The organism is Enemella evansiae, from assembly GCF_004362375.1.
Classification (GTDB): Bacteria; Actinomycetota; Actinomycetes; order Propionibacteriales; family Propionibacteriaceae; genus Enemella; species Enemella evansiae.
The window spans coordinates 769060-788329 of sequence record NZ_SNXA01000008.1 but is presented as its reverse complement, the minus strand read 5'-3'; the positions used below and the strand labels follow the sequence as shown (position 1 = coordinate 788329).

The window sequence follows — 19270 nt, the reverse complement described above, 5'->3', positions numbered from 1 at the left end:
ATGCCTCACCTCCTCTCAAATCGGGCGAAGTCAACGAGGGCCTGGTGGACCGAACGCGGCGCAATCGCGTCATGCTTCGCATTCTTCCCCACGCCTCGAACACATGTTCGATCGACACGTCGACGGCCGGGTCGAGCGGGAGCATCCGTAGTTGAGCACGGCTCAACCATCATGAACGAGGAACTGGCCCTTGCGGCCGAACTGAACCTGTGACCTGTCCCTGCCTGCCTCAGATCCCGATGAGCATTGCGGCGGCGGCAGGACTCAAGTTGCCTACACCGATACCGCTACTACCCGTGGCGGGTATGTCTCGCTCGCGAGGACGATCCTTGCGGATATATTCGGTTGTAGGAGGCTGTTTTCGACGAGGAGCACCAATGACTGCACAGACCTTGGATCAGCGGTCATGCAGTTGCGGTCCTGAAGACGACGACCTTCCCGTGGCTCTCCTGTCTGCGTCGGTGCATGACCCCTCGCTTTCGCCTTCGCTGATGGCGTTGACCGTGGACTACGAGCTGAAGAGCTGGCGCGCTTCCGCGCTCGCAACTCATGTTGTTGACTGGGTGCTTGACTTCGCTCTGCGACGTTCCGAGCGCGCCATGCTCACCCCGGGGCGGGCGACAGAGCTGGCGCGCCGAGCAGTCAAGATCACCTTCGGCAACGGCAACGATCGCGGTGTTCCCGGTGAGGTCTTGCTGCATGCCGTGTGTCGCCAGTTCTTCGGCAGCGATACGGTGATCAACAAGGTGTGGTTCAAGACAGCATCGAACGACACATACAAGGGCTTCGACGCCGTCCACTGCGTCCACGAGGGAGATGAGCTCCAGCTCTGGTTGGGCGAGGCCAAGTTTTACAAAAGTCTGACCTCGGCGATCCGGTCGGTTGCCACCGACCTCAACGAGCATCTCGACCAGGACTATCTCCGATCTGAGTTCGCCCTCATCGCGGACAAGATCGACGACGACCATCCTCATGGTGACGAACTGCGAAGGCTCATGCATCCGAACACATCCTTGGACGAGGTCTTCGACCGCATCGTCGTTCCTGTGTTTGTCGCATATGAGAGCACGGTCACAGCCGCGCACGACCATGTTTGCGCCGAGTACCGGGAAGCCCTCGAGGCCGAAGTTCGGCGCGCGTGGATCAAGTTCGGGAATGCGATCGACAGCAATCTCGCGGTGACCGTTCGCCTGTTCCTCTTGCCGATGGCGAGCAAGAAGGCTCTGACCGACGCGCTCGATGAGGAGCTGACCCGATGGCGCTGAACCTCCTCGAAGCGAGACAGCAGCTCCACGGTGGTGCTCTCGAAGAACATGACGCCTTCAAACTGCTGGCCGACATCGCAAGCCACGGTGCCTTCGTCAACCGCGACGAGGCACGCGAGCTGCTCATCCGTTTCCTCGCTCGAAGAGACGAACTGTCAACTCCGCTGCACGAGATCCTGCAGGGCTTGGTTCGAGAGCATGGTCTCTTTCCTTACCTGCGCGATATCGCCGAGCTGCCCACAGCCGACCGTCTCGCATTCGAGATGCACCGACCAACCCCTGCTATTGGAGACGACGTCGTCTTTCACGCAGAACAGGCCGCAGTGTACGAGCGTCTGATGAGCGGAGAGAACGTCATCCTTTCCGCGCCGACAAGCTTCGGAAAAAGCTTGGTCGTTGATGCGATCCTGGCCGCGGGTCGCTACAGGAATGCCGCAGTCGTCGTGCCCACGATTGCCCTGATGGACGAGACGCGGCGCCGGCTCGCGAAACTGGCTGACCAGTACAAGGTGATCACCCACGGCTCACAGCGCCGCGGCGAGCGCAACCTTTATGTAATGACACAAGAACGGCTGCTCGAACTGGGAGGTATCCCAGATCTCGATTTCTTTGTGATCGATGAGTTCTACAAGCTCGACCCTCATCACAGCGACGACCGTGCCGTTCAACTAAATGTCCTGTTCCACCGGCTTCTTTCGACGGGTGCCCAGTTCTACCTCCTCGGTCCGAACATCGCCAGCATCGCTGGCGGAACAAGCGAGAGACTTCGCGCGTCGTTCGTGAACACGGGTTTCACGACAGTCGTGACTGATGTCGATAGAGTCCACGCTGGTGCTGCGGAGCTACCGAATGCGTTGGCCGACGTCTGCACAGAGACAGGGCCGGGAACTCTGGTGTTCTGCAAATCCCCTCCTCGTGTTCGAGAAGTGACGAAGTGGCTCGTCGACCGTGGCGTCGGGGCGGGCAACCTTCATCCAGTACTTGGCCAGGTCGCCGATTGGGTGGGGCAGGCCTATCATCCTGAGTGGTACGTCGGGAAGGCACTCAGACACGGGATCGGTGTGCACCATGGAAAGCTGCCCCGCGCTCTTGCTCACCACATCGTCCGGCTCTTCAATGACGGGCGCTTACCGTATCTACTCGTCACGAGCACGCTGATCGAAGGCGTGAACACGTCGGCAAAGTCCGTCGTCGTGCTCGACAACAAGATCGCGACGAAGAAGTACGACTACTTCACCTTCAGCAACATTCGAGGGCGCTCGGGACGCATGTTCCGCCACTTCGTGGGGCGGGTGGTCGTCTTCAACCCTGAGCCACATGCCGCCGACCTTACTGTCGACGCACCGATCCTCTCCCAACCAGACGACGTCGCGGACGAGATTCTGATCCACTTGCCGGAAGCGGAATTGTCTCCGCGCAGCAAAGAACAGCTGCGACCATACCTGGAGCAAACGCTGCTCAGCCTCGAGACGCTCAGAGAGAACAAGGGCGTTCCGCTCTCGTGGCAGTTACAGACTGCAGATCAGATCGCGTCTGATCGGCGCCGGTGGATGAGAACACTCGCGTGGAACGGGACGTATCCGACCAGCGCGCAAGTCAGAGACCTGGCGCCGTTGCTGTTCATGCTCACAGGGTCAGGAAACGCGGTGCGGACCGCGAGACAGCTCGGCGCACGAGTCAACATGCTTCGCTCACAACAAGGCGACTTCAAGGCGCTCGTCGAGCAGGCCGTGTCCAGGGGGACCTCAGCAGACAACGCCATGGAGAGTGAGCTTGAGTTCCTGAGGAACTGGGCGCAGTTCAAGATCCCGACCGCGTTTGCCGCCTTGGAGAAGATTGCAAATGACACGCTCGGCCCGGAAAGGTTCACGGCGAGCAGCACTGCGGTCTTCGCCAACGAGCTGGAGAACTTGTTTCTCCCATCGTTCGCTGCCGTCCTGGAGGAATACGGGCTCCCGATATCACTGACCCTCAAACTTCGGCATCAACTCGATCTGGGACGTGCGTCGGGGCTCGACGAAGTGCTCGACAGGTTGCGAGAGATCGACGCACCACCATCGACACTCGGCCCCTTCGAAAGAGAGATGCTCGCCGACACACAACGGACGCTCTGACCATCCCACCACACTGGGGCGATTTCGGCGCGGCCGGTGAGCGACGGCGGGTTCGCTGGCACCAGCAGACCAGCTGCGCGTCGCATACGTGCTGTCTCGCGTCTCCTTGAGCAGGAGACCCATCCTGACTTCGCCGCGCAACCAGTTTCGCCGTAGTGTGGGTGTTGCCCCCAGTGGCCATCGAGGGTTGAGCCGCACTGAGCATCCGCAGGCTACCGGGTGAAACGCGCAGCGATCCCGGTGATAACCGCAGGGTCACCGCCACGCCTCACCAAACCCTGCGCTGGTCGGGTAGTCCGGTAGAGACTCGTCGGGTTTGTCTCGATCCCTGCCGGTCATCGTCTCGTTTCTGGCCTTCCCGGCGTACCTCACAGTCGCACGGTCACTCCCGCCTCGGGAGCGACCCCCGGCGAAGGGAGGTCCAGCGATGGCGACGACTGGCGACAGGCGCTGGTGTTCGCTGCCCGGTTCCGCAGCCGCTCGTTCAACAACACGATGCCGATCTGGGTGCAGCACGAGGCCGCGTTCGAGGCGGGCCGGGTGCCGGAGCCTATTCCGACGCTGGTCGCCGGGTACCGGCAGTCGCAGGGCTTGGGTCGTCAGGTGATGAAGGGCCAGAGCGGGTACATGATCTTGGCGCGCGTGACGGGCCGGTTCGCGACGGAGACGCCTTCCGATGCGGGCTCGTGGCGGCGGCTGGGGCCGCGGGAGAAGCCGAAGGCCGGTGAGGTGGTGCGCTCGCGGATGGTTGGCGCACGCCCAGCGTATGTGTGGGACGCCTCCCAGACCGACGGCGAACTGCTCCCGATCAAATCTCACCAACGAAAAAGTCGCGGAAGCCCCTGAGTTTCCGCGACTTTCTGGTCGGGCTGACAGGATTTGAACCTGCGACCCCTTGACCCCCAGTCAAGTGCGCTACCAAGCTGCGCTACAGCCCGTTCTTCAGTTGTGTGCCGCCCGCGGACAGCCAGAGAGACTTTACACGAGTTTGGGGGCGGGCAGCCAATCCCTTCGACCCGTCGCTTCGTTCCTCGCCCGGGGAACGCGAGGACTCGCGCCAAGAGCTCATGCCGGGCGGCGCCACAGCACCACCGCGAGCACGATGATGCCCACCACGTAGATCGGAATCGTCGAAATGTCGGGGCTGTTCAGGTTGGCCACATCGCCGACATCCCGCAGGCCGAGGCCACGCTGGGCGCCGGCGAAGAACATCGCGTTGTACCCGCCGTGCAGACCGATCACACCCCACAGATGCCCCTGCACCAGCACCAGCAACGCAGCGAAGACGGCGAAAGCGAGCACGAACACCGCGTACGTCGGCGTCAGGTTCGGGTTCCCCAGATGGATCGCGACGAAGAACAGCGCCTGCACGGCGACGGCGACCGGCAGTCCGATCCACCAGGAGAGCCCGCGCAGCAACAGGCCGCGGGCGACGATCTCCTCGCCGGCACCCTGCATCAGATAGGTCAGCAGATACAGCAGCCCGATCAGCAGCAGGAGCCCGACACCGGGCAGCACGGCCGGCTCGACGGGCGCCACCCGGCCGGTGGACCAGGCGATCCCGATCCCCGCAGCACTGATCGCCGCGCCCGCGACCAGGCCGACGACCAGCGAGAGCCAGCGTGGCGGCCGGATCAACCCCAGCGACGTGAGGCGCACGCCGAGCCGGAACTTCAGATACAGCGCGATGATGCCGACGGTGGCGCCGACGCCCACCAGATAGCCGACCAGGCGCGCACCCGAATCCGCGACCGTCCACGGCTGGGGGTCGGTGACGCCCGCAGCGATCAGCGGCAGCAACCCGATCAGATTGAACGCGAACCCGAACACCGACAGCACGCCAGCGAGGGCCAGGATCTCGGCTACGCCAAAGATCCGTCGAGGCGTGCTCGCTGCGGTCGCGGCGGCGGGGGAGGGTCGCGTGGAGTGATGCGGTGCTGCGGGGGTCATCCCGCCATCATGCCGCGCCGATCGGCGTCAGCGCTGGTCCTCGCCATGATGGTGTTCAGCATCACCCTCCTTGCGACGCTCGTCCTGGGAACCCTCGCGGGTCCCCTCGACCTCGTCGATGGTCTCGCTCAGCCGCTCCTGCTTGCGCTCGCCCTGCTCCTCGCGGTTCTCGCGCATCTTGTCGAACTTGCTGTTCATCGGAGTCCTCTCGATCGTGATCCTTCGGCCACCTTACGGCTCCATCCCCATGCGGCTCCCGCAAGCCTGCGATTCATACCGGAGATTCGGATGTCGAGCTGTCCAGTGAAACCGATTTGAGTTCACAGACCTCCGCGAAGCAGCCACACCGGACCCGCGCGTCAGCCTAGAATCTGACCAGACATTGGGAAACAGGAGGTACCGGTGGGGCGTCGACGCGGATTCTTTGCCGAAATGCAGCACCAGCAGCGTTTGGCGGCCCAACGCCAGCGCGCGATCGAGCGGGAACGACTGGCCGCTGCTCGCCACGCCGAGCAGACGCAGCGCGCGGCGGAGCGGGCGCAGGCGGCGTACAACCGAGCAGTGGAATCCGAGCGAAAACGGCTCGAGGCAGAGGCACGCGCCGCACACGTCGCCGCCATGGAGGCCAAAGTCGAGGCGATGAATGCCGAACTGGCAGACCAGTACGCAGAGCTCGATGGGATCCTCAGCGCCACCCTCGATGTGGACGATTTCGTCGATCTGGAAGCACTGCGGGTGGTGGCGACTCATCCACCCTTCGACCGTGAGGAGCTTCGGACACCGATCCCGCGGCCATTGCCGCTGCTCGACTATCCGCCGCCGCGGAGCGGTGAGGTACCGAAACCGACTGGCGTCATCGGTCGCAAGAAGAAGCTTGCCGAGGCGCAGGCGGCCGCCGAAGCGAAGTATGCCGACGATTATGCGCGCTGGCAGCACTACATGGCGACCCTGCCTGCTCGCCGCGCCGAACAACAGCAGCGGTATGCAGCCGCTGAGCGGAACAGAGAGGAACATCTCGCGCGGGAGCTCGATCGCTATCGGCAGGAATGTCAGGCGCGGGAACGTCAGGTGCAGGAGCAGAACGCGGGGCTCGATGAGCTGATCGTCGGTCTGGGCTATGGCACGGTGGATGCTGTCCAGGAATATGTCGGAATCGTTCTGGCAAACTCCATCTATCCGGAGTCCTTCCCGGTCGTGCACAGTGCGGAGTTCGATCCCGCCACGGCCGAACTGCGGTTGCACGTGAAGATTCCTGGGCCGGACCAGATTCCGACTGTTAAGACCTACCGGTACACCAAGGCAAGCGACGAAATCACTTCCACGACCTTGGCGCAGAAGGATCTCAAGGACCGTTACGCGGCGATCGTGCACAACGTCGCAATTCGTAGCCTGCATGAGGTGTTCGAGGCTGACCGCCGGGGCATCATCCGGTCCATCTCATTGGAACTGGGAACAGAGACCGTCAGCCCAGCGACCGGCCGGCCCGAGTACGTACCGTTGGTGGCGGTCGCGACCGGGCGAGAAACCTTCTCCGAACTGAACCTGTCAGCGGTGGTGCCCTCGGCAACCCTGCAGCACCTGGGTGCGGCACTCTCCAAGAACCCATACGGCCTGACCCCGGTGAGTAGTGCTGGGGTACGGCGCGCGCGATGACAGCGAACGATCTCGTCTTCAACCCGCCGCCCGGTTGGCCACAGCCACCGCCCGGATGGAAGCCGCCCATGGGTTGGTCACCGGACCCAGCTTGGCCTGAGGCTCCGCCAGGGTGGCAGCTGTGGCTGCCGGCCCAATCGTTGGCTGCCACTGACGTGCCAGAGGCAAGCTCGGTGCCGCAGGACCCGGGTGCGTCCGCTGAACCTTCGACCGACCGTGCCGCTGGTGACGGGCGGTTGACCTTCTTGGAGGCTGAGAACGCACTGCTTCGGAAGCAGCTCGAAGCGGCTGTGGAAGGGCCCGTTGTGGAACTCGACGATGCGCGGGTGCTGCAGGATGTTGGAATCTACCGCTATCACCATCCGCTGGAGGACGCGGCGGCTTATCAGGATCGCCTCCGTGCTTTGGAGGCGGAGATCGCCGCACTGGTGAGGGCTGATCGCGCCATCGTCAAGTCCGAGATGTTCACGTTCAACAACTCTCTCGCCCAAGGGCGGAAGCTGGCGAACGACCTCGGGCGGTTGATGTTGCGGGCGTACAACGCGGAGGCAGACAACGCGCTACGGTCTCTGCGCGCCGGCAATGTCGTCACGGCGGTCCGAAGGCTCGAAGCATCGCGAACGGCGATCGCGAAACTGGGCTCGTTGATGGAGATGCACATCGACGATGACTTTCACCGGTTGAGGTTGACCGAGATCGAGTTGACGTCCGACTGGCTGATGAGGAAACAGGAGGAGCGCGAAGCGGCGCGCGAAGAGCGAGCCCGGTTGCGGGAGGAGCGCCGCGTCCAACAGGAGTTGGAAGCTGAGCGTGCCCGGCTCGACAAGGAGCGCGCTCACCTCACCAATACCCTCGAAACACTCCGGGCGCAGGGGCGCACCGACGAACAGCTCCTCAATCGGCTTGCCGCAGTCGATGAAGCCATCGAGCAGAACGACTTCCGCGCGGCGAACATCCGTGCCGGTTACATCTATGTGATCTCCAACGAGGGTGCCTTCGGACCGGGGGTTGTCAAGATCGGTTTGACAAGGCGGCTGGAGCCGACCGAACGAATCTCCGAACTCAGCGGCGCGTCCGTCCCGTTCCGCTTCGACATCCACGCGTTGTTCTTCTCCGAGGATGCGGTCACACTGGAGAATGAGCTGCACAAGCATTTCGCGACGCGCGCACTCAATCGCGCCAACTTCCGCAAAGAGTTCTTCTTCGCCACACCAGCGGAGGTGCGCGAGGTGCTCCTGGAGCGGGTTGGCAACATTCTGGAGTTCGCCGAGCATGCGGACGCGACCGAGTATCGGCAGTCGCTGAGCGCATGGCCCGCCAGCGTTCAACAGGAGTGGCCCAACCGGTCAATATCCACTTCGACCAATTGAGCCCGTGTAATCAGTCGACCAGGCGATCGCGATCCCGCCGCGCTGATCGTCAAACCAACTACGGCCCTACGACCACCCCGTCGGCCGCGATCCTCAGCCCTGGATCCGTACCGGCCCCGGCCCCCGTGCACCCAGCGCGTCGTCGGGATTCAACAGCAGACAGGCCTTCATCGACAGGCAGCCGCACCCGATGCAGCCGGTGAGTTCATGTTCCAGCGCCTCGAGCTGGCGGCGGCGTTCCTCGAGCTGGCGCTTCCACGCCCGGGACACCCGCTGCCAGTCGGCGTGACTCGGTGCACGGTCGTCCGGCAGACCGCGGAACACCTCGGCGACGTCGGCGAGCGGGATCCCGAGCCGTTTCGCGACCAGGATCAGCGAGATGCGGCGCAGCATGTGCCGTTCGTACATGCGTTGGTTCGTCGAGGTGCGAGTGCTGCGGATCAGTCCCTTGCGTTCATAGAAATGCAGCGCGGACGCCGGCACCCCGCTCCGCCGGATCACCTCGCCGATCGTCAACGGCTGGGACGGATCGACGCGGCGCACCGGAGGGCTCACCGGGCGCGTCCCGGTTTCGCGAACAGCAGGACACCGACCACCACCGACAGCACCAGACAGACCACACCGACACCGATCTGGGTGAGATGCCAGGATGCGGTGAACGCGTCGATCTGTACGCCTCGGGCGAGACCGGGTGCCGGGTCGAGACGACCCGAGGCGACACCGGCCGCGGCCTCCGGTTCACCCAGGCGAGCAGTGAGAAATCCCAACAGGGCGGCGCTGAACGCCGCGATCACCAACGCCTCGGCAGCTCCCCGGAGTGTGTTCAGGAACCCTGCCGCCGTGCCGACCAGGCGTACCGGAACCAGCGACATCGCCTGCCCATCGGTGATGCCGAACGAGGACCCCATGCCGATCCCGACCAGCAGCAGCGGAACCGCGATCAGCGCGACCGTGTTCCTCGGACCCAGCAGCAGCAGACCGACGTTGCCGACCACGACCAGGAGCAGCGCGATCATGATCAGCATCCGCGCCGAAACCCCACGATTGACCAGGGTCACCGCCAGCATGGGTGCGACCAGCACCGGTGCGGTCAGCAGCAGCATCGCCACCCCCGAGACGACCGGGGCGTACCCGGCCACCGATTGCAGGTAGGTCGGCAGGAAAACCAATACACCAAGGAATCCGATCGAGGTGGTCAGCGTCGCCAGGCACCAGCCCATGAACCTGCGGTTCGCGATCAGCTCGGGTGCGAGCACCGGTGCCGGGCTCCGCCGCTGGACGACACCGAACACGACGAACGCCACCAGCGAGCCACCGAGGGCGCCCAGCACCCCTGGATGCCCCCAACCCATCTCCGGGCCTTCCAACAGCGCGAACATGAGCGCACTCAAGGCGGTCACGAACAACACGCTGCCGACCCAGTCGGTACGCCCATCGCGGGCCCGCGATTCGGCCAGCCGCCCCGCTCCCAGGGCGATCAGCGCGCCGAGGACCGCGAACACCACGAAGCTGCCCCGCCAGCCGCTGGCGGCGATCAACGCGCCGACCAGAGTCGGACCGATCGCGATGCCGACGCCGGCCATCGTCCCCATGAACGCGAAGGCGCGATTCCTGGCCGCACCGTCGTAACTGGACGCGAGCAGCGCCCCGCCGGCGGCCATCACCCCCGCGCCACCGATCCCGGAGACGATGCGCGCGATATCGATGATGACGATCGACCCGGCGAGCGCGATCGCCAGGAAGCCCAGCGCGAAGATGGTCGCCGAGGCGACGAAGACGCGGCGCCGGCCCACCCGGTCCGCGGTCGCACCGGCGACCAGGGTCATTGCGGCGAAGGCGAGGTTGTAACCGGCGACGACCCAATTCAGGGGCGAGCCGGAGGCGTCGAGATCCCGGCCGATGCTCGGCAACGCGATCGCGGTGCCCGAGATCGACATCGCCACCAGCGCGACGCCGACCAGCACGACCGGCAGGGTCAATCTGGATGGGGTGGCGGTGGCGCCGATCGGCGGCGCTTCGGTCGAGGTGCTGCTGGAATCCATGGCGAGCGTCCTTCCCGCCCAGGGCCGCGCGCCCCGGGCAGTGACGACTCCAGCGCCTCAACCTTGGTTGAGGTCAACCCCTCCGGTGTTGTCCGATCCCAGCTGATCAGAGCACCACGCGGGCGCGGGTCTCCGAGGGAAGTTCGCCGAAGCGATCCCGATAGCTGGCCGCGAACCGGCTCAGATGGGTGAACCCGCAGTCCTGGGCGACCTCGGTCACCGTGCCCTGTCCGGCGAGCAACGCGCGCCGCGCCTGGTCCAACCGGAAATCGGTGAGGAATGCTTTCGGTGAGGTGCCGTGGAACTGGGCGAAGGTCTCCTGCAGCCGGCGTACGCTCACCCCCGCATCCCGGGCCAGATCGGTGACCGTCAACGGCTCGGCGAAGCGGAGTTCGATGGACTCCTCGGCGAGCCGCAGAATGCGCGGTCGGGGCGGCCCGTCGGGTTCGCGGAGCTCCTCGGAATAGTTGTGTGGCTGCGCATTCAGCAGCGCGACCACCAAGGTGCGGACGTATGGTTGCAGCATTCCCGGTGCCTCCAGCAACCCCGGCTGATCCAATTCGCTCAGCAGGGTGCGGGCCAGGTTGAACCAGGTGGCGCCGAGCCCGTTGCTGAGCTGGAATTCCGGTGCGAACCGCAGCGGCTCGTCCGGCGGATGACCCAGCAGTGCGGTCAGCTCGCTCTCCACCAGCTCGCGGGAGAACTTGAGACCGACGACACCGGTCCCGTGCTGCCAGCGGTGCAGTGCGTGCCGTTCCCCAGGACTGTGCACGACCGCAACCCCGGGGCGTACCCGCACCTCACTGTCCCCGGAGATCGCGCTCAGCGATCCGGTCCAGGCCAGGTTCACATGGAAGGTGGTGCGGTCGTTCTCCGGCAGGAACTGCATGTCGTGCGGCGGACGCACATAGCCGATGGTGAAGTCGCGCCGATGCACCGCGTTGATGATCGCCGTGTCCGGGGTGATGATGCCGCGCACCGGCTGCCGGAGCCGGGTGGGGTAGTAGACCCGGCCCAGCAGCTCGGAGAACGGTTCGAACTCATTGCTCGCGCACAGCGTGAAGCGCTGCAGGGGGAGCCTGGCGGTCATCGTCGACCTCCGTTCGGTGAAGCCAGCCGGAGCCGGGAAACTTACAGCTCGAGGACCAGCCGCGCGCACTTCGCCCGCGAGACGCAGATCATCATGCAGTCATTCTCGGCCTGCTCGGCAGGCGTCAGCAGACTGTCGCGGTGGTCGACCTCTCCCGACAGTACGCCGGTCTCGCAGGTGCCACAGGTGCCCTCTTCGCAGGACGACGGCACCTTGACACCCGCACCGCGCAGGGTCTCCATGATCGAGACACCCGGTTCGACCTGGACGGTCATCCCGCTCTCGGCGAGCTCGACCTCGAAGGGCGAATCCGGTCCGAACTCCTGTTCCTTGGCATGGAACCGTTCCAGACGCACCTGGCCCGCCACCCCGGCGCAGGAGTCCTCGAGGGCGACCAGCAGCGGTTCGGGTCCGCAGCAGTAGATCAACCCGCCGGTACGCCCGCGGTCGCGGACCGCGGCCAGATCCAACAGCCCCACCTCGTCCTGCGGCTGCAGGCGTACCCGATCCCCGTGGCGGGCGACCAGATCGGCGGCGAAGGCCATCGAGGTGCGGGTCCGCCCGCCGTAGTGCAGCTCCCAGTCGGCCCCGCGGGCCTCGGCCGCGGCGATCATCGGCAGGATCGGGGTGATGCCGACCCCGCCGGCCACGAAGGTGTACCGCTCGGTCGGCTCGAGGCGGAAGTGGTTGCGCGGCCCGCGGACCTGGATCGGCGTCCCGGCGTACACCTCCTGATGGATGAACCGCGACCCACCGCGGCTGGCCGGCTCGTTCAGCACCGCGACGGTGTAGCTGCTGCGATCAGTCGGGTCGCCGCACAGCGAATACTGCCGGGTCTGTCCGCAGCCGAGCTCCAGATCGATGTGCGCACCCGGCTCCCAGGCCGGCAGGTCGCTGCCGTCGGGGGCGGCGAGGGTCAGGGTGATGGTGTCGTCGGCGACGTCGGTACGCCGCTGCACGACCAGCTCCAGTGCGGGTTCCACATCGAACATGACTTCCTCCAGACGAACAGGTGTGGCGAAGGTGGTCATGGTGCTCACCACCGCACCGGCAGCGACTGCACGGCCCGGAAGAACCAGCCGCGGGTGACGGCGTCGCCGTCAGGGGCGAGGTCGGGGAAGGAGGTGAGCAGCTCATCGAGCGCGACCTCCTCGACCGCCTTGCCGAAGTGGCTGCCGGCACAGGTGTGCACGCCGGCGGAGAAGCCGAGATGCGGCTGCGCCTCGCGGTGCACATCGAAGGTGTCGGGATCGTCCCAGCGGCTGTCGTCCCGGTTGGCCGAGCCCATCGAGCCGAACACCATGTCACCCGGCTGGAAGTCCTTGCCGGCGACGGTCAGCGGAGCGACGCAGACGCGGGCGAAGGTACCGATGGGGGCGATCCAGCGCATGCCCTCCTCGATGGCGGCCGGCAGCAGCGAACGATCCTCGCGCACCTGGTCGAGCTGGTCGGGCCGGCTGAACAGGCCGTGCAGGGTGTTGCCGGCGCCATGGCCGGGCTCCTGCATCGCGCCGAGCAGGAACACGTACAGGGTGGGCCACAGCTCGTCCGCCGAGCGCGGGGTGTCGGTCCCGTCGTGCACCCAGTGCGACAGGCTGGAGTCGTCGGGTTCGGTGGTCACCCGCTCGATGATCGGCAGCACCACACCGCGGATCTCCTCCTTCACCGCATCGGCACGGGCGATCACCTCCTGGTTGACCAGGTTGCCGTTCGCGTCGACCTCCTTGTTGACCAGGCAGTCGCCGAGTGTGTGGAACCAGCGCTGCAGGGTCTCCGAGTCCACCGACTCCAGGCCGAGCAGATCACCGAGCGCGCGTACGCTGACCGGTTCGAAGTACTCCTTGACGATGTCGGCCCGACCACGGTCGCGCAGTTCGGCGATCAGCCGCTTGGCGGTCGGCCGGACCAGCGGATCGATGTATTTCAGCACCTTGCGCTTGCGCAGCTGCGGATCGATGAACGCCCGCTGCTCGGTGTGCGCATCGCCCTCGGCGGAGAGCACGTTGCCCTCACCGAAGGTGGCGAACTGCGCCGGATCGGCGGCACCGTGCATGGCCTCACTGCTGGTGGCCACCGCGCGGACATCGTCGTAACGGGTGACGAACCAGGCCTGCATCTGCGGGACCCAGACGATCGGAGCCTCGGCACGCAATCGGGCGTACAGCGGATAGGGATCCATGGTGAGCTGCTGGTCCAGCTCCTGGCCGCTCAGCTCGTTCAGCCAGCTCGGCGTGTGCTGGGCGGCATAGTCGGTTGCGGTCGTCATTGGTCGCTCCTCCATTGGTGCTTGGGGATTCCCGGCAACGACGGGGTCCCCACGAGTGAAGGAGACGTTATGTCGGCCGCCCGTGACGGACCATCCGCTTTGGCGCGGCGCTATCCGGAATGCGCGACGACTTCGGCAGCAGGATCTGGTACGCCGGGGCGGACCCGGCCCGTGGGCCGGTCAGCCCTGGACTCGGGAGCCGACGAGCTGGGCCTCGATCTCCTCCAGGCTCTTGCCCTTGGTCTCCGGCAGCAGCCGCCAGGCGAACATCAACGCCAGGAACGTCGTCAGCGCGAAGAAATAGAAGTTCGGCGCGGCACCGAACATGGCCAGGAAGGTGGGGAAGATCAGGGCCACCGTGAGGTTGAACAACCAGTTCAGCGTGGTGGTGATGCCCATCGCCCCGGCGCGGATCCGCTGCGGGAACAGCTCGGGCAGCATCACCCACTGCACCGGGCCCCAGGAGATCGAGAACGAGGCGATGTAGATCCCGATACCGATCAGGGTGACCGCGATCGACAGCGCACCACGACCGGAGGTCAGGCCGAGCACCGACACCGTGCCGAGGAACAGCATCCCGAAGCACATCCCGATGGCGCCACCGATCAGCAGCGGTTTGCGGCCGACCCGGTCGATCAGTCGGATCGCGGGCAGGGTCATCAGCATGTTCAGCAACCCGATCGCGGCATTGGCGAGCAGTGACTGGTACGGGGTGAAGCCGATGTTGGCCAGCAGGGTCGGTGCGTAGTAGATGATCGTGTTGATCCCGCCGAAGTTCTGGAAGAACACCAGCAGCACACCGATGACCAGCAGGATCCGCAGCCGTGAGGTCAGCAGGTCACCCAGCTTCATCGGGTCGGGTGCGTCCTCCTCGGCCTGCACCGAGGCCTTGATCTCGTTGAGTTCCCGCTCGGCCTCGGTGTGGTTGCCACGCAGCTTGATCAGGGTGGACAGGGCGTGCTCCTCGCTGGTGTGCGAAGCCACCAGCCAGCGTGGGCTCTCCGGCTGGGTCAGGATGCCGAACAGCAGCACCACCGCCGGCACCGCGCCGAGGCCGATCATCCAGCGCCACAGGCCGGCCTCCTGGAAGGCCAGATCGACCAGGTAGGCGAGGAAGATGCCGGTGGTCACCATCAGCTGCATCAGCGAGGACAGCGCGCCGCGGATGTTCTTCGGGGCCAGCTCCGAGAGGTACATCGGCACCACCACCGAGACGATGCCCACCCCGAGCCCGATCACCATCCGGAAGAGGATCAGCAGCGCCGAGTTGACCGCCAGCGCCGCCCCCGCGGTGCCGACGATGAACACCACCGCGCCGGCGACGATCAGCTTCTTGCGGCCCAGCCGATCGGACAACCGGCCCGAACCCATCGCGCCGATCATCGCGCCGAGCAGGAGCCCGGAGACGACCATGCCCTCGATCAGCGGGTTGGGGATGATGTCCTTGTCGATGAACAGCAGCGCGCCGCCGATCACCCCGGTGTCATAACCCCACAGGATGCCGCCGAGGGCACCGAAGAACCAGATCGCGATATTGCGTCGGTGTCTGGTGGGCGGTGCAGCCGGCGGGGTGGCCGGTTCCTGGCCAGAGGTGTTGCCGAGTTCTGACACGGGGTGCCCTCCCGTCGACGTCGACGGCCGGTGGGGTCTACCGGTCGCCTTCGCAAACTAGCACCCGATTCGAGCGAACTGCTCCGGGGCCAGCTGGATCGTCGAGGCCCCCATGTTCTCCGTCAGATGGCCGATCGAGGTGGTGCCGGGGATCGGCAGCGCGCCACGGATTGAGCTACGACTCGTCGTAGTAGAATGTGGGCATGAAGCATCCCGAACCGCGATGCCCGATCCGGCCGACGGATCCGTGCAGTCTCTGCTTCCCCGGCGCGTCCGGCCCGCAGGACTGCGGCCTGGTCCTGCTGGTCCGCGAGGATCCGGATCTGGCCGAGGAGTGGGCGCGGCTGCGGCGGGAGGCCGCCCAGGAGCGGCGGCGGCAACCGCACTGACCGGCCTGCGCGAGTTGGCTCGACCTGCGATGATGGCAGGCATGTCCCCGGGCCCCCGGCGCACCACGGCCGCCAACACCTTCGCGCGGCTCACCGCGCGCATGCACCGGTCGCTGCCGCGCGGGCTGCGCTGGATCCCGGCGACCGGCCTCGGATTCTGCATCCTCGGACTGACGACCTTCGCCTTCGACCTGGTGCTGCTCAGCATCTTCAAGAGCTGGCTGCACATGAGCTATCCGCTCGCGGTCACTCTGGGTTATCTCGGCGCGAGCATCCTGAACTTCATCCTGAACAAGTGGCTGAACTTCCGCAGCCATGGTCACGTCGCCAGCCAGTCGAGCAAGCAGCTGGTCGTGGTGGTCAGCAACTACGTGATCTGGATCCTCGGATTCTCAACCCTGCTTGACCATCTGGGCGTCCAGTACCAGGTCGCGCGGGTGGTCGCGGCCTGCATCGAGGGCGTCTACATCTATCTGTTGATGAACCTGTGGGTGTTCCCCGAGCACGCCTCGGAGCGGTTCCGGAACGCCTGGTCGAGCCTGCGCGGCCGCCGACGGCGCCAGTCGACCAGGGTCGCCTGACGCCGCCGGGCGCGCGGGTCAGCGCTCGGCGTCGAGCGCGTCCAGCAGTGCCTTGTTGAACGCCGGGATGTCATCGGGATTGCGGCTGGAGATGAGGTTCTCATCAACCACCACTTCCTCATCCACCCACTCGCCACCGGCATTGCGGATGTCGGTCTGCAGACTCGGCCAGGACGCCAACCGGCGGCCACGGACCGAATCGGCCTCCACCAGCGTCCAGGCGGCGTGACAGATCGCCGCGACCGGCTTGCCGGAGCGTACGAAATCACGGACGAAACCCACCGCCTGCTCATCCATCCGCAACGCGTCCGGGTTGGCGACCCCGCCCGGCAGCACCAGTGCGTCGTAGTCGTCGACGCTCACCTCGGCCACGGTGCGGTCCACCGGGTACTCCTGGGACTTGTCGAGGTGCTGGAACGCCTGCACCTTGCCGGACTCGGTGCTCACCAGATCGCTCTGGTATCCGGCATCGTCCACGGCCTTGCGCGGGTCGACCAGCTCCTGCTCTTCGATTCCTTCGGGGGCAACCAGAAATGCAACTCGCTTGTTTGTCGGCATGCGGGGAGTTTTACCCGCTCCGTTCGATCTGATTCCGGTACGCCGACCCGTCGCTCAGTGCCCGCAGGTTCGCCGCGATCAGCTCGTCCGCACCGACCGGGCGGCCACCCGCTGCGTGCGGGGTGATCACCAGTTTCGGCACCTCCCACAGCGGCGAGTCGGCGGGCAGCGGTTCGGTCTCGGTGACGTCGATGGCGGCGCCGGCCAGTCGGCCCGTGACCAGTGCCTCTGCCAGCGCCGCCTCGTCGACGGTGCTGCCGCGGCCGACGTTGATCAGGAACGCGTCGGGGGAGAGGCGGGCGAGCCGATCGGCGTTCAGCGCGTGCCGGCTCTCCGGGGTGTCGGGCAGGATCATGATCAGCACTTCCGCCCATTCCAGCGCCGATTCGACCTCGCTGTCGGCGACCACATCGACCCCGGCGCGGGTGCCGGCCGAACGGGCCACTCCGCGGACCTCGGCGCCGAGCGCCTGCAGCAGCGGGGTGAGGTGCTGGGCGATCTGGCCGAAGCCCCAGATCAGCACCTTGGCCTGCAGCAGGGTGGCGATCGGCCCCTCGGGATGCAGTGCACGCACCCCACCGAGCTCGGCGGCCCAGCGATGCTCCCGCTGGGCCGCGGCGGCCTGCGGCAGCCGGCAGACCAGATCCAGAAGCAGTGCGAGCGCGTGTTCGCTGACCGTGGCCGAGTGCAGACCGGCCCCACCGGTGAGCACCACCTCGTCGGCGAATCCCGCCCGCAGCAGGGAATCCGGGCCGGCCGCCAGGGACTGGGCGAGCCGCAAGCGGGGCAGTGTGCGGGCGTGCTCGGCGAGCAGGTCGGCCGACACTCCCCAGGTGACGAGCGCCTCGGCGTCGCGATGCTCGTCGGGGATCGGCTCGGTCCGGGAGTAGCCGACCGCCTCCCAGCCGGCGGGCAGCTCGGGGTCGAGGGTCAGGGTGTCGGGCAGCAATACCTTCATCGGACGGCATCCTCGGTCAGTCGCAGGTCACGCCCGCGGGTCTCGGGCGACTTGATCGCCCCGAACAACGACAGGCCGATCATCACCATCATGTACGCCGCGACCGGCCACCAGGAACCCGCGGCCCAGGTGATCAGTGCCGAGCTGACCAGCGGCGCCATGCCGCCACCGAAGACCGAGGAGAATTCACGGGCCAGCGAGATCCCGGCGTAGCGGTAGCGCGAACCGAACATCTCGGCGTACCAGGCACCCTGGCAGCCCACCGTGGCGTACCCGGCGACCATGAAGCCGATCACGACGACGAACCCGATGGCCAGGGTGTTCTTGGTACCGAGCAGCAGGAAGGCCGGGATCGGGAAGCAGAACAGGAAGATCAGCACCCCGACGATCACCGGCCGGCGCCCGATCCGGTCGGTCAACCAGCCGGCACCGAAGGCTGCCAGGCAGGCACCGAGGGCGCCGTAGAGCAGCAGTTGCGGGATGAACCTGGTCTGTACGCCGAGCCAGGTGACCAGGTAGGAGCCCATGAACACCTGATAGATGTAGCTCTGGCCGTTGGAACCCATGTTGACCAGGAAGACCCGCCACAGGCTGGGCCGGCCGTTGCGCAGCACATCGCCGATCGGGGTGTCCTGCTGGCCGATCCGGGCCTCCTGGGTCTCGGCGAAGACGGGCGACTCGTTCAGCTTGCGGCGCAGGATGTAGGCCGCGATGGTGACGATGGCGCTGGTGAAGAAGACCGCCCGCCAGCCCCAGGACTGCAGGTCGTCGGTCGGCAACGACTGCGCCCACACCCAGGCCAGCGCACCGAGCACCGAACCCAGTGCCGCGCCGACGAGAACCAATGAGGCATAGAAACCCCTGCGCCTGGTCGGTGCGGTCTCGGCCAGCAGGGTGACACCGCCGGCCTGCTCGGCACCGGCGCCGAAGCCCTGCAGGATCCGGCAGATCACCAGCAGCACCGGGGCAAGGACGCCGATGGTGTAGTAACTCGGGATGAGGCCGATCGCGAAGGTGGCGATGCCCATCAGGAACAGGGTGGAGATCATCACCCATTTGCGGCCCAGTCGGTCGCCGAACCGGGCGAAGAACAGGCCGCCGAGCGGGCGGGCGAGGAAGCCGACGGCATAGGCGCTCATCGCGGCCATCACGCCGACGGCGGGGGAGACGTCGGGGAAGAAGAGTTTGTTGAAGATCAGCGCCGAGGCGGTGCCGTAGATGACGAAGTCGTACTGCTCCAGCATCGTGCCGATCAGGCCGGCGAAGGCGGCGCGGCGAACGTTCTTCTCATCGACCCGAGGTTCGGTCGTCGGTGCTGCGGTGGGTTGGCTCATGGTCGCTCCTGGCAGAACATCGTTGGTCTTGCATTTTGCAGAGCAAAATGCTAGCTTCTCCTAGCGGAATGATTGTGCATGGCGTCCCG

At 65.9% G+C, this 19270-nt stretch carries 18 protein-coding genes and 1 tRNA gene; 7 read left to right on the top strand and 12 right to left on the bottom strand.

The window, feature by feature from the left end:
- Positions 1-377 precede the first annotated feature (377 nt).
- From C8D81_RS04370 to C8D81_RS04360, 3 genes are all read left to right on the top strand, one after another.
- Positions 378-1265 (top strand): HamA C-terminal domain-containing protein, encoded by an 888-nt coding sequence (locus C8D81_RS04370; protein ID WP_166646669.1) that lies wholly within the window; start codon positions 378-380, stop codon positions 1263-1265.
- On the top strand, positions 1256-3379 hold the full coding sequence (locus C8D81_RS04365; protein WP_094401262.1) for a DEAD/DEAH box helicase: 2124 nt from the start codon (positions 1256-1258) through the stop codon (positions 3377-3379). Before C8D81_RS04370 ends, C8D81_RS04365 begins: the two co-directional genes overlap by 10 nt.
- 453 nt (positions 3380-3832) lie before the next feature.
- Entirely contained in the window at positions 3833-4225 is a 393-nt protein-coding gene (locus C8D81_RS04360) for an ArdC family protein (protein ID WP_229123754.1), read from the top strand.
- A 15-nt stretch (positions 4226-4240) separates the two neighbouring features.
- Here C8D81_RS04360 and C8D81_RS04355 read toward each other — a convergent pair.
- The 3 genes from C8D81_RS04355 to C8D81_RS20820 form a co-directional block, all read right to left on the bottom strand.
- A tRNA-Pro gene (locus C8D81_RS04355) sits at positions 4241-4317 on the bottom strand.
- Between the two features lie 127 nt (positions 4318-4444).
- Positions 4445-5329 (bottom strand): CPBP family intramembrane glutamic endopeptidase, encoded by an 885-nt coding sequence (locus C8D81_RS04350; protein ID WP_094401264.1) that lies wholly within the window; start codon positions 5327-5329, stop codon positions 4445-4447.
- Positions 5330-5356: 27 nt separating this feature from the next.
- The gene (locus C8D81_RS20820; protein ID WP_166646668.1) at positions 5357-5527 is read right to left on the bottom strand and encodes a hypothetical protein; all 171 of its coding nucleotides are present in this window, start codon (positions 5525-5527) and stop codon (positions 5357-5359) included.
- A gap of 204 nt (positions 5528-5731) precedes the next feature.
- On the opposite strand from C8D81_RS20820, the gene C8D81_RS04345 reads away from it, so the two are divergent.
- Together C8D81_RS04345 and C8D81_RS04340 are read left to right on the top strand one after the other, a co-directional pair.
- Positions 5732-6982: a hypothetical protein gene (locus C8D81_RS04345; protein WP_208109104.1), complete on the top strand. Its 1251-nt coding sequence runs from the start codon at positions 5732-5734 to the stop codon at positions 6980-6982.
- Between the two features lie 173 nt (positions 6983-7155).
- Positions 7156-8352, top strand: coding sequence for a DUF4041 domain-containing protein (locus C8D81_RS04340; protein ID WP_208109103.1), 1197 nt, complete (start codon positions 7156-7158; stop codon positions 8350-8352).
- Between the two features lie 93 nt (positions 8353-8445).
- On the opposite strand, the gene soxR is transcribed toward C8D81_RS04340, so the two are convergent.
- From soxR to C8D81_RS04310, 6 genes are all read right to left on the bottom strand, one after another.
- Positions 8446-8907, bottom strand: a complete 462-nt coding sequence (gene soxR / locus C8D81_RS04335; RefSeq protein ID WP_229123755.1) for a redox-sensitive transcriptional activator SoxR — start codon at positions 8905-8907, stop codon at positions 8446-8448.
- Positions 8904-10394 carry an MFS transporter gene (locus C8D81_RS04330; RefSeq protein ID WP_208109102.1) on the bottom strand — a complete coding sequence of 497 codons (1491 nt, stop codon included), beginning with the start codon at positions 10392-10394 and terminating at the stop codon, positions 8904-8906. The genes soxR and C8D81_RS04330 overlap by 4 nt, the downstream gene beginning before the upstream one ends.
- Before the next feature lie 106 nt (positions 10395-10500).
- Positions 10501-11484 carry a helix-turn-helix transcriptional regulator gene (locus C8D81_RS04325; RefSeq protein WP_094401272.1) on the bottom strand — a complete coding sequence of 328 codons (984 nt, stop codon included), beginning with the start codon at positions 11482-11484 and terminating at the stop codon, positions 10501-10503.
- Between the two features lie 41 nt (positions 11485-11525).
- Positions 11526-12476 carry a PDR/VanB family oxidoreductase gene (locus C8D81_RS04320; protein WP_094401274.1) on the bottom strand — a complete coding sequence of 317 codons (951 nt, stop codon included), beginning with the start codon at positions 12474-12476 and terminating at the stop codon, positions 11526-11528.
- A gap of 44 nt (positions 12477-12520) precedes the next feature.
- Complete coding sequence (locus C8D81_RS04315) at positions 12521-13750, bottom strand: cytochrome P450 (RefSeq protein ID WP_144009256.1); 1230 nt, start codon at positions 13748-13750, stop codon at positions 12521-12523.
- Between the two features lie 180 nt (positions 13751-13930).
- A complete protein-coding gene (locus C8D81_RS04310; RefSeq protein WP_094401276.1) occupies positions 13931-15361 on the bottom strand; it encodes a sugar porter family MFS transporter in 1431 nt (476 codons plus the stop codon).
- A gap of 203 nt (positions 15362-15564) precedes the next feature.
- On the opposite strand from C8D81_RS04310, the gene C8D81_RS04305 reads away from it, so the two are divergent.
- The gene (locus C8D81_RS04305; RefSeq protein WP_094358564.1) at positions 15565-15750 is read left to right on the top strand and encodes a DUF6767 domain-containing protein; all 186 of its coding nucleotides are present in this window, start codon (positions 15565-15567) and stop codon (positions 15748-15750) included.
- A 41-nt stretch (positions 15751-15791) separates the two neighbouring features.
- Positions 15792-16331 carry a GtrA family protein gene (locus C8D81_RS04300; protein WP_166646667.1) on the top strand — a complete coding sequence of 180 codons (540 nt, stop codon included), beginning with the start codon at positions 15792-15794 and terminating at the stop codon, positions 16329-16331.
- Between the two features lie 18 nt (positions 16332-16349).
- Here C8D81_RS04300 and C8D81_RS04295 read toward each other — a convergent pair whose 3' ends face one another.
- The 3 genes from C8D81_RS04295 to C8D81_RS04285 are packed head-to-tail and all read right to left on the bottom strand — an operon-like array spanning position 16350 to position 19181.
- Positions 16350-16889 (bottom strand): type 1 glutamine amidotransferase domain-containing protein, encoded by a 540-nt coding sequence (locus C8D81_RS04295; RefSeq protein WP_094358560.1) that lies wholly within the window; start codon positions 16887-16889, stop codon positions 16350-16352.
- 10 nt (positions 16890-16899) lie between these two features.
- On the bottom strand, positions 16900-17847 hold the full coding sequence (locus C8D81_RS04290; protein WP_094401278.1) for an NAD(P)-dependent oxidoreductase: 948 nt from the start codon (positions 17845-17847) through the stop codon (positions 16900-16902).
- A complete protein-coding gene (locus C8D81_RS04285; protein WP_133625611.1) occupies positions 17844-19181 on the bottom strand; it encodes an MFS transporter in 1338 nt (445 codons plus the stop codon). Before C8D81_RS04285 ends, C8D81_RS04290 begins: the two co-directional genes overlap by 4 nt.
- Positions 19182-19270: the final 89 nt, after the last annotated feature.

Bases quoted from the DNA above. Each gene is read 5' to 3' on its own strand.
- C8D81_RS04370 (WP_166646669.1), top strand. From the start codon at position 378: ATGACTGCACAGACCTTGGATCAGCGGTCATGCAGTTGCGGTCCTGAA.
- C8D81_RS04365 (WP_094401262.1), top strand. From the start codon at position 1,256: ATGGCGCTGAACCTCCTCGAAGCGAGACAGCAGCTCCACGGTGGTGCT.
- C8D81_RS04350 (WP_094401264.1), bottom strand. From the start codon at position 5,329: ATGACCCCCGCAGCACCGCATCACTCCACGCGACCCTCCCCCGCCGCC.
- C8D81_RS20820 (WP_166646668.1), bottom strand. From the start codon at position 5,527: ATGAACAGCAAGTTCGACAAGATGCGCGAGAACCGCGAGGAGCAGGGC.
- C8D81_RS04330 (WP_208109102.1), bottom strand. From the start codon at position 10,394: ATGGATTCCAGCAGCACCTCGACCGAAGCGCCGCCGATCGGCGCCACC.
- C8D81_RS04325 (WP_094401272.1), bottom strand. From the start codon at position 11,484: ATGACCGCCAGGCTCCCCCTGCAGCGCTTCACGCTGTGCGCGAGCAAT.
- C8D81_RS04320 (WP_094401274.1), bottom strand. From the start codon at position 12,476: ATGTTCGATGTGGAACCCGCACTGGAGCTGGTCGTGCAGCGGCGTACC.
- C8D81_RS04315 (WP_144009256.1), bottom strand. From the start codon at position 13,750: ATGACGACCGCAACCGACTATGCCGCCCAGCACACGCCGAGCTGGCTG.
- C8D81_RS04305 (WP_094358564.1), top strand. From the start codon at position 15,565: ATGAAGCATCCCGAACCGCGATGCCCGATCCGGCCGACGGATCCGTGC.
- C8D81_RS04300 (WP_166646667.1), top strand. From the start codon at position 15,792: ATGTCCCCGGGCCCCCGGCGCACCACGGCCGCCAACACCTTCGCGCGG.
- C8D81_RS04295 (WP_094358560.1), bottom strand. From the start codon at position 16,889: ATGCCGACAAACAAGCGAGTTGCATTTCTGGTTGCCCCCGAAGGAATC.
- C8D81_RS04290 (WP_094401278.1), bottom strand. From the start codon at position 17,847: ATGAAGGTATTGCTGCCCGACACCCTGACCCTCGACCCCGAGCTGCCC.
- C8D81_RS04285 (WP_133625611.1), bottom strand. From the start codon at position 19,181: ATGAGCCAACCCACCGCAGCACCGACGACCGAACCTCGGGTCGATGAG.